Here is a 13244-nt window from a genome sequence, read left to right as displayed (position 1 = left end):
AATTGAACCCAAGCATAGCATGCAACCCTTCGGCGGAATCGAAAAAGACACTGCGCCGGACGCTATTGGAAACAAGGCTGCAAGCGGCTTCCGAGCCGGCGAACAATGCCGCGCTCGCGCGCCGCGTGCTCGACGCGCTGAAGCATTTCGACGTGCGAAGCGTCGGCTTTTACTGGCCGCTCGCGGGCGAATTCGATGCGCGCGCAGCGATCTCGATCTGGCTCGCGGGCGGCTCGGCGCGCGAGGCCAGTCTGCCGATCATCAGGGAACGCGGCGTGCCGCTCGAGTTTCACGCATGGTCGCCGGATACGCCGATGAAGATCGGCCATCACAAGATCGCTGAACCCGCGACCGAACGACTGGTGATTCCCGAGCTATTGCTCGTGCCCTGCGTGGGTTTCGATGCCGACGGCTACCGGCTCGGTTACGGCGGCGGCTATTACGACCGCACGCTCGCTGGCTGGCCCGGCCCGACGAAGCCGATCACGGTGGGCGTCGGCTATGAGGCGTGCCGCACGGCGGCGTTGGAGCGCGAGGCTCACGACATTCCGCTCGATATGATCGTCACCGAAAGCGGGCTGCACGCGCGGGCCGCGGGTTAGGCGTTAGGCACAGCGAGAAATGGCCCGAGGCGCAGACAACAGCACGCACCCGTTCGAGCTTCGCTTACCTTCAACGACGACGCGCCGCCGCCTCGTCTTTATAACGACGCCGCCGCGCGCGCGGCCGTGTCGTACATGCCGGACGCATTGCGCATCAACTGCGCCGCTTCGCCGATCTGTTCGTTGGTGAGGCCGCTTTCCTTCAGCGTCGAAATCAGGCAGCTCTCGCGCACTTCGCGGTACTTCAGGCAGAGCGCGCGGCCCGCGTCGGTCGCGGAAAAAAACACTTCCTTGCCGGTCTTTTCGCTTTTTACATACCCTCTAGCTACGAGCTTCTTCAGCGCGTAGGTCGCAACGTGCGTGTCCTCGATGTTCAGCACGAAGCAGATGTCGGCCAGCTTCTTGCGTCGCTCGCGATGACTCACGTGATGCAGCAGCGAGACCTCGATGGCCGTCATGTCCTTTTCCCCGGCCGCCGACATGCAGCGCACCATCCATCGGTTGAATGCGTTGCCGGCCATGATGAGCGCGTACTCGAGCTCGGACAGCTCCGCGCTCGTGTCGGACACGAGATGTTCCGACGAGACGATCTTGGTGGGATGCCGCGACATGTGTGTTTCTCGGGAATCGGTGTGAAGAAGGGTCAAGAGTTGTCGGGAGTGTACGACGACGAGCGCGCGGCGGCGAGCCTGGCGAAAACTCTTATTGATAAATTGTTGATATTTTATTGACAATGTACGCTCCAGACATCGCGCAACGGTCCTGCCGCGTTTTTCCCGACGGTGCGCAATGCAGAACTCTTCGACTTCTCCGGGTCTTCAAGCCATGAGCCAACCGAAAATCTTTCCGCTCGGCGACGCCGCGCTGGTCTGCGAGGCGCCCCCGCCCGCGACGCTCGACTGCCAGCGTCGCGTGTGGGCGGCGGCCGAACTCGCGCGCGACTGGCCGCATGTGCTGGAAGTCGTGCCGGGCATGAACAACCTGACGTTGGTGTTCGATCCGCTGGAAGCCGATCGCGAGGCGCTCGCGGAGCGCTTGCAGCAAGCTTGGGACGCAGCCGGTCAGGCGCCGGCTGCGGGCCGCGACGTCGACGTTCCGGTTCAGTACGGCGGCGAGTTCGGCCCCGACCTGGCCGCCGTGGCGAACCACACCGGCCTGAGCACGCGGGAAGTGATCGAGCGGCATTCGGGCGGTCAATACGTGGTGTTTTTCCTCGGCTTCCAGCCGGGCTTCGCGTACATGGGCGGGCTCGAAGCGGTGCTGCATACGCCGCGCCGCGCGTCGCCGCGGCTCGAGGTGCCGGCGGGTTCGGTCGGCATCGGCGGAGAGCAGACGGGCATTTATCCGGCGACGTCGCCTGGCGGCTGGCAGTTGATCGGCCGCACCGAACTGCCGCTCTTCGATCCCGCACGCCGCCCGCCCACGCTGTTGCAGCCGGGCGACCGGGTGCGCTTCACCATCGCGGGGATACACGCATGATCGACGTGATCCGCGCAGGTCTTTTGACCACCATTCAGGACCTCGGCCGTCACGGCTACCGGCATCTCGGCGTCGCGATGGGCGGGGCGCTCGACCGCTTGTCGCTGGAAGTCGGCAACCGGCTGGTCGGCAACCGGCCCGACGCGGCCGGCCTCGAAATCACCTTCGGCCCGACCGTGCTGCGTTTTCTTCGCGCGACGCGCGTCGCCATCACCGGGACGGAATTCGGCGCGACGCTCGACGGCAAGCCGGTCTACTCGTGGTGGAGTCTGCCGGTCAAAGCCGGGCAGGAACTCGTGCTGAACGCGGCGAAGCGCGGCATGCGCGGCTACGTGTGCATCGCGGGCGGCATCGACGTCTTGCCGATGCTCGGTTCGCGCAGCACGGACCTCACGGGCCGCTTCGGCGGCCTCGGCGGCCGGGCGCTGCGCGACGGCGACCGCGTGCCGCTCGGCGCCCCGCCGCAGCGCGGCCAGGTCGGCTTCTCGCCGGAAGCGCCGGAATTCGGCGTGAAGGCGCCCGCGTGGTGCAAGTTCGTGCTCGTCGACGAACCGCTGCGGCGCGGCCGTCATCCGACGGGCGTGCCGTGGGCCGTGCCGATTCGCGTGCTGCGCGGCCCGGAATACGACAGCTTCGCCGACGAAGCGCACGAGTCGTTCTGGTCCGACGAGTGGCTCGTCACGCCGAACAGCAACCGCATGGGCTACCGGCTCGCCGGCAGCGAGCTGAAGCGTAAGCAGAAGGCCGATCTGCTGTCGCACGCGGTGCTGCCCGGCACGATCCAGGTGCCGCCGAACGGCCAGCCGATCGTGCTGATGAGCGATGCGCAGACGACCGGCGGCTATCCGAAGATCGGCGCGGTGATCCAGGCCGACTTGTGGAAGCTCGCGCAGGTGCGCCTGAACGCGGCGGTGCGCTTCATTCCGACCACACCCGACGAGGCGCGCCAGGCTCTGCTCGACGAGCGCACGTATTTGCGGCAGATCGACGCCGCTATCGCAATGCATGAAGAACGCTGTGCGCGGCAGATGGCCGTCGCGGCGCTGTAACCAGGCAGGGGAACACCATGGAAATCGATCTGAACGCCGATCTCGGCGAAGGCTGCGGCTCCGACGAGGCGCTGCTCGACCTCGTCAGCTCCGCGAATATCGCATGCGGCTGGCACGCGGGCGGCGCGAACGCGATGCGCGACTGCGTGCGCTGGGCGGTGCAAAAAGGCGTGTCGATCGGCGCGCATCCGAGCTTTAACGATCCGGAAAATTTCGGCCGCAAGGAGATGGACTTGCCGGCGAGCGAGATCTATGCGGGCGTGCTGTATCAGCTCGGCGCGCTGTCGGCGATCGCGCAGGCCGAGGGCGGGCGCATCGCGCACGTCAAGCCGCACGGCGCGCTGTATAACCAGGCCGCGCGCGATCCGAAGATCGCGGACGCGATCGTCTCGGCAGTGCATGACTTCGATCCGTCGGTCGCGGTGTTCGCGCTCGCCAACAGCGGGCTCGTGACGGCCGCGCGCAACGCGGGGCTGACCGCCATCGAAGAAGTCTTCGCCGATCGCGGCTATCGCGCCGACGGCTCGCTGGTGCCGCGCAAGGAGCCGGGCGCGCTGCTCGACGACGAAGACGAAGTGCTCGAACGCACGCTCGCGATGGTCCGCGAACAGCGGGTGCGCGCCGTCGACGGCCAATGGGTGCCGCTCAACGCGCAAACCATTTGCCTGCACGGCGACGGTCCGCATGCGCTCGCGTTTGCGCGGCGCATTCGCACTGCGCTCGAGCAGGCCGGCATCGAAGTGCACGCGGCCGGCGCGGCAAGCGTCTGAAGCCGGCGCGAACGCTTTTTTATGATGCATTGAATACTTTCTCCGACGCCCCGCTTTAAGCGGGGCGTTCGCCAGATACGGGACGATTGGATGAATCGTTGCCCGTATCGGCGGCGGATTCTCGCAGCAGATGAAGTTGCAAATGAAGTTGCAAGCGCAGTTGCAGTTGAAGTCGCAGTACGCAGCAACGCGGCCGCCAAGAGCCGCGCAAAACACGGCGCGGGGATCGCCCGCGCCGGCTCATGTTAGCCGCCACAAGCGGCAAGGTCGAAAACCTGTTTGGAGATCCAGATGCAGACAACAGTCAGTTTATGGCCGCTGATCGGCGTGGCCGTCATCATCGTTGGCTTTTTATTGCGGTTCAATCCGATGTTGATCGTGGCGGTCGCCGCGATCATCACCGGCCTGGCCGCGCACTTCCCGCCTGAGAAAATCCTCGCCGAAATCGGCACGGGATTCATCAAGACGCGCAACATTCCGTTGATCATTCTGCTGCCGCTCGCGGTGATCGGGCTGCTCGAACGGCACGGCCTGCGCGAGCGCGCGCAGACGTGGATCAGCGGCATCAAGGCCGCCACGGCCGGGCGTCTTCTGATCGTCTATCTGCTCGTGCGCGAGCTCACCGCGGCGGTCGGCCTGACGGGTCTCGGCGGACATCCGCAGATGGTGCGTCCGCTCATCGCGCCGATGGCCGAAGGCGCGACCGAAACGCGCTTCGGCAAGATCAGCGACGCGGTGCGCTTCAAGCTGCGCGCGTTCTCGGCGGCAACGGACAACGTGGGCCTGTTCTTCGGCGAGGACATTTTCGTCGCGTTCGGCGCGATCGTGCTGATGACCACGTTCCTCAAAGAAGCCGGCATCATCGTCGAGCCGATTCATGTTGCGGTGTGGGGCATTCCGACCGCGATCTGCGCGTTCCTCATTCACGGCTTCCGCCTGTATCTGCTCGACCGCAAACTCGACCGCGAATTGCGCGGCAATGCGAATGCGGGCAATGCCGCAGCGCCGGCTCAACGTGCTCAACCGGCTGCAGGAGATAAAGCATGACGCTCACGATTACCTATCTGTTCTGGCTGCTGGGCGTGGTGCTGCTGATCATCGGCGGCATGATCGTTACCGACAAGGAACACCCGCGCCGCCTCACGGCCGGCGGTTTCTGGATTCTCTACGCGCTGATCTTTCTGATCGGCGACAAGCTGCCGCCCGCCGTGGTCGGCGTCGCGGTGATCGCGATGGCGCTGATTGCCGGCTTTGGCGGCGTCACCGCCGGCAAAGCGCGCGTGCTGTCGCTCGAAGCGCGCAAGGCGAGCGCCGCGCGTCTTCGCAACAAGCTGTTCGTGCCCGCGCTGACGATTCCGGTGATCACCGTAATCGTCACGTTGTCGGCGAGCCACCTCGTGTTCGGCGGGCTGCCGCTGATCGAAAAGGCCAACGTCACGTTGATCGGCTTCGGCATCGGCTGCGTGATCGCGCTCGCGATTGCCTGCGTGCTGACGCGCGACACGGTCGGCCAGTCGATGAAGGAAGCGCGCCGCCTCGTCGACGCGCTCTCGTGGGCCGCGGTGCTGCCGCAAATGCTCGGCATGCTCGGCCTCGTGTTCTCCGATGCGGGTGTCGGCAAGGCCGTCGCTCACGTGACGACTGCGTACATCAGCCTCGATTACCGCTTCATCGCGGTGGCCGTGTACTGCATCGGCATGGCACTCTTCACGATGGTCATGGGCAACGGCTTCGCCGCGTTCCCGGTGATGACGGGCGGCGTAGGCGTGCCGATTCTGGTCGGCGTGTTCCACGGCAATCCGGCCGTGATGGTGGCGATCGGCATGTTCTCGGGCTACTGCGGCACGCTGATGACGCCGATGGCCGCGAACTTCAACATGGTGCCGGCCGCGCTGCTCGAACTGCCGGACAAGAACGCGGTGATCAAAGTGCAGATTCCGACTGCGCTGACCCTGCTGGTCGTGAACATCTTCCTGCTCAATTTCCTGATGTTCATATAGAAGATTGCAGCAGGAATGCAGCCGGTTCCGATGTGCCACGCGAGGTTTCGGTGGCACATCGGCGAAGCACCTCAAAAGAGGAAAAGCCTGCAACGGAAATGGGATGCGTCCGAACGTCGGCGCCATCAGCGCGCCCCTAAGATGCTGGACGATCTCCTATCCACACGCGCGGGCGCGTAGAGCGCGCGCCGCCGTGGCTTTTCCCGCAGGTGTTCATGGAACCTCAATCCAAGCGCCCCGGCGGGCGCACCGCGTCGCCATCGTCTTCACCGGCGTCGGGCGTCGACTCGCTCGTGAATGCCGCGCTCGACGCGCATCAGGCCGGCCGGCTCGACACGGCCGATTCGATCTACCGCGAAGTCCTCGCAATCGATCCGGCGAATGCCCGCGCCTTGCATTACTTCGGCGTACTGCACTATCAGCGCGGACAGCACGCAGACGCCGCCACGCTGATGAGCCACGCGCTCAAGCACGATCGTCATGACGCCGCCTGCTGGAGCAACCGCGGTCTTGCCGCCGCCGCGCTCGGCTATCTTGACGAAGCCACCATCTGCTACGACCAGGCGCTGCAACTCCAGCCCGATTTCGCCGACGCGCGCAATAACTTCGGCGTCGCGTTGCAGGCGCAAGGCGCGTTGAGCGAAGCGGTCGAGCAATACCGGCTGGCAATCGCATCGAACCCTGCGTTTGTCGACGCGCATCTGAACCTCGGCACGGCGCTCGGCAAGCTCGGCAATTTCACGGAAGCACTCGCGTGTTATCGCGACGCCTTGCAGTTCGATGCGAACTCGGCGGAAGCGCACTTCAACGCGGGCAATGCGTATAACGCGCTCGGCGAGCACGAGGCGGCGGTTGCCAGTTTCGAACGCGCGCTCGCGCTGCGGCCGGATTACGCCGAAGCGCACATCAATCTGGGCAGCGCGATCGGCAAGCGCGGCGACTATGCGGGCGCGGAGTCGCACTATCGGCGCGCGGTTGCGCTGAACCCGAATCCGACCAATCTCGTGTGCCTGGGCGGCTCGCTCGGCGCACAAGGACGGCTCGACGAAGAAGAGACGTTCTATCGCGACGCGCTCGCGCGCGAACCGGACTACGCCGACGCGCATCAGAACCTGGCGTGGCTGCTGCTCAAGCGCGGCGACTACAAACAAGGCTGGGCCGAGTTCGCGCTGCGCTGGCGCACGAGCGATTACGACGCGCTGGCGGTGCCGGGCGTGGCCGAATGGGGCGGCGAACCACTGGAGGGACGGCGTTTGCTGATCGTCGGCGAACAGGGTTTTGGCGATCACTTCCAGTTCCTGCGCTACGCGCGCGTGCTGCACGAACGCGGCGCGACCGTGGACGTGTGCGTGCGCGAGCCGTTGCTGCGGCTCGTTCAACGCGTGCCGGGCGTGCATCGCGCGTTCGCCGGCAAACCGGATGCCGAATACGACTTCTGGGTGCCGATGATGAGCGTGCCGTCGTGCGTCGGCACCGAGCTTTCCAGCATCCCGGCGCAAATACCGTATCTATTCGCCGACAACGCGAAGGTCGAAGCCTGGCGCAAGAAACTGCAGACAAGCGGCAAGACGAAGCGCAAGGTCGGCCTCGTGTGGGCGGGCAGTCCCGTGTTCGGCAACGACCGCTACCGCTCGATGGCGCTTGCCGACTTGCATACGCTGGCCGACGTCGCGAAGGTGAGCTGGTATCCGCTGCAAAAAGGTCCGGCGCACGCACAACTGGCCGACGCACCCGAGGCATTCCGCGCGCACGATTTCAGCGGCGAACTGAATGACTTCGAGGACACGGCAGCGCTCATCATGAACCTGGATCTGGTGATCGCCGTCGATACTGGCGTCGCGCATCTGGCCGGCGCGCTCGGCAAGCCGGTGTGGCTGCTGCTGCCGGCCAATTCGGATTGGCGCTGGCTCGAAGCGCGCAGCGACTCGCCGTGGTATCCGCGCATGCGGCTCTTCAGGCAGCAGGTGTTGGGCGATTGGGCGGGAGTGGTGAGAGAAGTGGCCAGCGCATTAAAGACGGGTAGATAACGGCGCCGCTGTTCTTATCCTGCCTCGACCGCGAAGCCATGCTGCCGCAGCAATTGCAGCACGCCTTTGCGTCCGCCAAGATGCAACGCGCCGATCGCCACGAATACAGGCTTGTTGGGCGCGGCGATCAGCAGCATCCGCGAGACGAAGCGCCGGTTGCGCGCGTAGACGATTCTTTCGTCGATCGAATTCGACACGCGCTTGTCGCGCGCGAGCTTTTCCGTTTTCGCGGCCTCCCACGCGGCGATTGCATCGGCATCGCCAACGCGCCACAGGCGGTGCAACGTGCGCACGTCCTCGACGTTTTGCGCGGGTGTTTGCACCAGATCCTGCGCGAGCATTTCGCGTTGTTGCGCGAGCGAGAGTCCGGTGAACGCGCGCATCTGCTGCGGCAAGGTTTCAAGCCCAACAATCTTGCCGCGTGTGCGCAGATAAACATTTTGCAGTTGCGCCTCGGTGCCGTATTCGGTCTGCAAACCGGCGCTGAGCGAGTCGTAGGTTTCCACCAGGAGCGACGCGAGCCACGGCCGCATCTTCTTGATCTCATCGAGCGCCGCGGGATTGCCGCGCAGACGAAACGCGAGCTTGCGCCACAGCGGCTCGGGCAAGAGACCCGGCAGACAGTCGCGGCGGCATACGCCGTATTTCGACACGTCGTCTTGCGAAACCAGCAACTCGTCGGGCGAGAGTTCGAGCGCGAGCGTCGGCGAGGCCGCCAGTGCGCCCATGATCGGCGGACGAAACGGCTGAGCCGCGGGGTAATCGGCGGGATCGCCGACATGCAGCGTGCCGAGCACGTAGACCGTGGTCGTGCCGCGCGTCGCGACGTAGAACGGCATGCGCGCCGGTTGCAAACGTACCGGACCGCTCGTGCTCGTGCCCGGCGTCGCCGGCGGCGGATTGAAGCCCGGCAGCGCGGCGCGTGGCGGCGCCGGCGAATGCGGAGCCGGCGAATGCGGCAGCGGCACCGTGGGGCGCGCAGCCTTGGCGTTGGCGTCGGCGGAAACCGTTGGGGTATTGGCCGCGGCGCCCGCGGCATACGCCATGCGGGGCAGGCCGACGCCGAAACAGAAAACGCCGACGAGCGCGGCACCGGTCAGTGCACGCGCCCGCAAGCGTCGCGTGAAGGCAGCGCGGCGGCCGCCATCACGCGAGCGGCGCGCAAGACGACGCGCCGCCAGCGCATCAGGCATCCACGTCCCCCACCTCCTCGGCGCGGTGACACGACACCAGACGGCCATCCACTTCACGCAGCTTCGGCTCCTCGCTGCGGCAGCGGTCGATCACATACGGGCAGCGCAGATGGAACGTGCAACCCGACGGCGGATTCAGCGGCGAAGGCATTTCGCCTTGCAGCTTGATCTTGATCGTGCGATCCGCCTCGAAGATCGACGGCGTGGCCGACATCAACGCCCGCGTGTACGGATGCCGCGGCTTCGAGAAAATGCGCTTCTTGTCGCCGAGTTCCGCGATGCCGCCGAAGTACATCACCATCACATCGTCGGCGATATGCTCGACCACTGACAGATTGTGCGAGATGAACACGTAGCTGGTCTTGAACTGCTGCTGCAGATCCATGAACAGATTCAGAATCTGAGCCTGGATCGACACGTCAAGAGCCGACACCGGTTCATCGGCGACCACGATTTGCGGATCGAGAATCATCGCGCGCGCAATCGCCACACGCTGACGCTGACCGCCCGAGAACATATGCGGATAACGCTTCGCGTGTTCGGGGCGCAGGCCGACGGTGCGCATCATTTGCGCGATGCGTTCGGCGCGTTCCGTCGCGCTCAGTTGCGTGTTGATGGCGAGCGGTTCACCGAGCGTCTGCTCGACGGTCTTGCGCGGATTCAGCGACGCAAACGGATTCTGGAACACCATCTGCACGCGCCGCCGCAGCGCGGCGATTTTCGCGTGATCGGCGCCGGCCACATCTTCGCCGTCGATCAGCAAGCGGCCCGCGCTAGGCGATTCGATCATGGTGAGCTGGCGCGCAAGCGTCGACTTGCCGCAGCCGGATTCGCCGACCACGGCGAGCGTCTTGCCGCGCTCGAGCGCAAACGACACGCCGTTGAGCGCCTTCACCGTGCCCGTCGCGAACATGCCGCGCTTGACCGTGTAGTAACGCGCGAGCTTGTCGGCGACGAGCACGTGATCGCCCGCATGGTCCGACTGGCGCCGCGTTTCGGGTACTGCATTCATCGTGCGCCTCCATGTGTGTGAACGTTCGCGTCGCCGACCAGATTCAGCGGCTTGATGCAGCGCACGCGCGCCACTGCCGCGTGACCTTGCATGGCCTCCAGCGGTGGTCGCGCCTTGTTGCAGTCGTCCACCATGTACTTGCAGCGCGGCGCGAAGAGACATCCTTTCGGACGATCGTCGCGGCCCGGCACCATGCCCGGCAAAGCAGCGAGCCGCACTGCGCCCACGTTGTGCTCGGGAATCGCGGCCAGCAATGCTTCCGTATACGGATGATGAGGCGCGGCGAAAATGTCCGGCACCTTGTTGGTTTCGATCACTTCGCCAGCGTACATGACCGCGACGCGCTGCGCGACCTCGGACACCACCGCGAGATCGTGCGAGATCAGCACGAGCGCCATGCCGCGCTCCTTCTGCAGGCGCATCAGCAGTTCCATGATCTGCGCCTGGATCGTGACGTCGAGCGCGGTGGTCGGCTCGTCGGCGATCAGCAGCTTCGGGTTGCAGGCAATCGCCATCGCGATCATCACGCGCTGGTTCATGCCGCCCGACATCTGATGCGGAAACGACGTGATGCGATTCTTCGCGTCCGGAATGCCGACCTGATCGAGCAGTTCGAGCGCGCGTTTGTCGAGCGCGCTGCCGCGCAGGCCTTCGTGCAGCTTCAGCACTTCCTTGATCTGGTAGCCGACCGTGTAGCTCGGGTTCAGACTCGTGAGCGCGTCCTGGAACACCATCGCGATGTCCTTGCCGATGATCTTGCGGCGTTCCTTCGCCGATGCCTTCAGCAGATCGCGTCCGTTGAACGTGATTTCATCCGCGGTGACTTTGCCCGGCGCGTCGATCAGGCCCATCAGCGCCATCATCGTGACGCTTTTGCCCGAGCCCGATTCGCCGACGACCCCCAGCACTTCGCCCGGCGCGACGTCGAGATTGATACGGTCGACAGCGGGCAAGCCGTTGAAGTTCACCGCCAGATTGCGGATGGTCAGTAGGTTATTGCTCATTTATGCCATCCGTTTTAGTTTCGGATCGAGTGCGTCGCGCAGCCCGTCGCCGAGCAGATTGATCGCGAGCACCGAGATCAGGATGGACAAACCAGGCATCGTGACGATCCACCATGCACTGTCGATGTAATCGCGCGCCGAGGCCAGCATCGCGCCCCACTCCGCCGATGGCGGTTGCACGCCGAGCCCGAGAAAACCGAGCGCGGCCGCATCGAGAATCGCCGACGAAAAACCGAGCGTGGCCTGCACGATCAGCGGTGCGGTGCAGTTCGGCAGCACTTGCGAAAACATCAGGCGCAAGGTGCCGGCGCCCGCCACACGCGAAGCCGTCACGTATTCCTTCTGCAACTCGCCTTGCGCAGACGCGCGCGTCAAACGCACATAGCCCGGCAACGCGACGATCGCAATTGCGAGCATCGTATTGACGAGACCCGGACCGATGATCGCGACGACCGCCACCGCGAGCAGCAGCGACGGCAGCGCGAGCAGCACGTCCATGATGCGCATGATCGGCGTGTCGGCCCACTTGTCGAAGAACGCCGCGATGAGGCCGAGCACGATGCCCGGAATCAATGCAAGCACGACCGACACGAAGCCGATCCAGAACGACAGCCGCGCGCCGTACATGAGACGCGAGAGGATGTCGCGGCCGGCTTCGTCGGTGCCGAGAACGAAGCGCCAGTTGCCGCCTTCGAGCCACGCGGGCGGAATTTTCACGAAGTCGCGATACTGTTCGATCGGGCTATGCGGCGCGAGAAGCGGCGCGAAAATCGCCACGACGATCAGCAGCAACACGATGATGCCGGCGCCAACCGCGCCGCGATTACGCGAGAAATTCGCCCAGAATTCGCGGGCGGCGATAGCGCGGCCGCTGGGCGGAGTTACTGCTGTGGGAACTGTGTTTTGGATGTCTGCCATCGTCATGCCTCCCGCGGAGCCGCCTCAAGGGAGGCATGCGCCCCCTCGGGGGGCAGCGAACGAATGTGAGCGTGGGGGTTCATGTCTTACCTCGTATGGCGAATGCGCGGATTCAACACGCCGTACAACAGATCGACGACGAGGTTCACAAAGATAACCAGTGTGGCGATCATCAGGATACCGCCCTGCACGACCGGATAATCGCGGCGGCCAATCGCGTCGATCAGCCACTTGCCGATGCCCGGCCACGAGAACAGCGTCTCCGTCAGCACCGCGCCCGCAAGCAGCGTACCGACCTGCAGACCGATCACGGTCACCACCGGGATCAACGCATTGCGCAATGCATGAACGACGATCACGCGCCCAGGCGACAACCCCTTCGCGCGCGCCGTGCGGATATAGTCCTCGCGCAGCACTTCAAGCATCGACGAACGCGTCATGCGTGCGACGACCGCGAGCGGAATCGTGCCGAGCACGATGGCCGGCAAAATCAGATGGCTCAACGCGGATTTGAACGCGCCTTCGTCGGTGGACATCATCGCGTCGATCAGCATGAAGCCGGTCACGTGCGGAATGTCGTATTCGACGGCGATGCGGCCCGACACCGGCGTCCAGCCGAGCTTCACCGAGAACACCATGATGAGGATCAAGCCCCACCAGAAGATCGGCATCGAATAGCCGGTGAGCGCCGTGCCCATCACGCCGTGATCGACCGCCGTGCCGCGCCGGAGCGCAGCAAACACGCCCGCGGGCAAGCCGACTATCAGCGCGAACAGCATCGCGCAAATCGACAGTTCGACGGTGGCGGGGAAACGGGCGAGGAATTCGCCCATGACGCTGGTGTTCGTGATGATGGAGGTGCCGAGGTCGCCGTGAAGCGCGCGGCCGATGTAGTGGACGTACTGCATCGGCAGAGGTTCGTCGAGTCCCAGCCGGTGCATCGCTGCGGCGTGCATGGCCGGATCGACGCCGCGCTCGCCCATCATCACTTCGATGGGATCGCCCGGTATCAGGTGAATCAGCGCGAATGCAAGGATCGTGATGCCGATGAACGTCGGTATCACCATGCCTATGCGGCGCAAAACAAAGCGGAACATGGTTCGTCCCTATGGTCTTGATGAAGAAAAAACGCAACCGGCGACGAGGGCTCGTGACCCCGGTCGCCGGACCATTTCGACCAGTTTTCTAAC

At 64.8% G+C, this 13244-nt stretch carries 13 protein-coding genes; 7 read left to right on the top strand and 6 right to left on the bottom strand.

Annotated elements, in window-relative coordinates:
- Positions 1–2: 2 nt before the first annotated feature.
- On the top strand, positions 3–602 hold the full coding sequence (locus tag P0D87_RS28690; protein ID WP_082367067.1) for a 5-formyltetrahydrofolate cyclo-ligase: 600 nt from the start codon (positions 3–5) through the stop codon (positions 600–602).
- Between the two features lie 98 nt (positions 603–700).
- On the opposite strand, the gene P0D87_RS28685 is transcribed toward P0D87_RS28690, so the two are convergent.
- Positions 701–1213, bottom strand: a complete 513-nt coding sequence (locus tag P0D87_RS28685; protein WP_006052563.1) for a winged helix DNA-binding protein — start codon at positions 1211–1213, stop codon at positions 701–703.
- 214 nt (positions 1214–1427) lie between these two features.
- On the opposite strand from P0D87_RS28685, the gene pxpB reads away from it, so the two are divergent.
- From pxpB to P0D87_RS28655, 6 genes are all read left to right on the top strand, one after another.
- The gene (gene pxpB, locus P0D87_RS28680) at positions 1428–2081 is read left to right on the top strand and encodes a 5-oxoprolinase subunit PxpB (protein ID WP_029970917.1); all 654 of its coding nucleotides are present in this window, start codon (positions 1428–1430) and stop codon (positions 2079–2081) included.
- Positions 2078–3130 (top strand): 5-oxoprolinase subunit C family protein, encoded by a 1053-nt coding sequence (locus P0D87_RS28675; protein ID WP_029970918.1) that lies wholly within the window; start codon positions 2078–2080, stop codon positions 3128–3130. Before pxpB ends, P0D87_RS28675 begins: the two co-directional genes overlap by 4 nt.
- A 17-nt stretch (positions 3131–3147) precedes the next feature.
- Entirely contained in the window at positions 3148–3900 is a 753-nt protein-coding gene (gene pxpA, locus P0D87_RS28670) for a 5-oxoprolinase subunit PxpA (RefSeq protein ID WP_006052560.1), read from the top strand.
- Between the two features lie 291 nt (positions 3901–4191).
- Positions 4192–4947: a DUF969 domain-containing protein gene (locus P0D87_RS28665; protein ID WP_053858852.1), complete on the top strand. Its 756-nt coding sequence runs from the start codon at positions 4192–4194 to the stop codon at positions 4945–4947.
- Positions 4944–5900, top strand: a complete 957-nt coding sequence (locus P0D87_RS28660) for a DUF979 domain-containing protein (RefSeq protein WP_053858853.1) — start codon at positions 4944–4946, stop codon at positions 5898–5900. The genes P0D87_RS28665 and P0D87_RS28660 overlap by 4 nt, the downstream gene beginning before the upstream one ends.
- Positions 5901–6115: 215 nt before the next feature.
- The gene (locus P0D87_RS28655) at positions 6116–7927 is read left to right on the top strand and encodes a tetratricopeptide repeat protein (protein ID WP_053858854.1); all 1812 of its coding nucleotides are present in this window, start codon (positions 6116–6118) and stop codon (positions 7925–7927) included.
- 14 nt (positions 7928–7941) lie between these two features.
- Here P0D87_RS28655 and P0D87_RS28650 read toward each other — a convergent pair whose 3' ends face one another.
- The 5 genes from P0D87_RS28650 to P0D87_RS28630 form a co-directional block, all read right to left on the bottom strand.
- Positions 7942–9120, bottom strand: coding sequence for a TraB/GumN family protein (locus P0D87_RS28650; RefSeq protein ID WP_053858855.1), 1179 nt, complete (start codon positions 9118–9120; stop codon positions 7942–7944).
- Positions 9113–10132: a peptide ABC transporter ATP-binding protein gene (locus tag P0D87_RS28645; RefSeq protein WP_053858856.1), complete on the bottom strand. Its 1020-nt coding sequence runs from the start codon at positions 10130–10132 to the stop codon at positions 9113–9115. The genes P0D87_RS28650 and P0D87_RS28645 overlap by 8 nt, the downstream gene beginning before the upstream one ends.
- Positions 10129–11136, bottom strand: a complete 1008-nt coding sequence (locus tag P0D87_RS28640; RefSeq protein WP_006052554.1) for an ABC transporter ATP-binding protein — start codon at positions 11134–11136, stop codon at positions 10129–10131. Before P0D87_RS28640 ends, P0D87_RS28645 begins: the two co-directional genes overlap by 4 nt.
- Complete coding sequence (locus tag P0D87_RS28635) at positions 11137–12054, bottom strand: ABC transporter permease subunit (RefSeq protein ID WP_006052553.1); 918 nt, start codon at positions 12052–12054, stop codon at positions 11137–11139.
- 86 nt (positions 12055–12140) lie between these two features.
- The gene (locus tag P0D87_RS28630; RefSeq protein ID WP_006052552.1) at positions 12141–13151 is read right to left on the bottom strand and encodes an ABC transporter permease subunit; all 1011 of its coding nucleotides are present in this window, start codon (positions 13149–13151) and stop codon (positions 12141–12143) included.
- Between the last annotated feature and the right edge of the window lie 93 nt (positions 13152–13244).

Source organism: Paraburkholderia sp. RL17-368-BIF-A (genome assembly GCF_046054045.1).
Lineage (GTDB): Bacteria > Pseudomonadota > Gammaproteobacteria > Burkholderiales > Burkholderiaceae > Paraburkholderia > Paraburkholderia graminis.
Note: the sequence above shows the minus strand (reverse complement) of the source record. Positions and strands in the feature narration are given on the sequence as shown.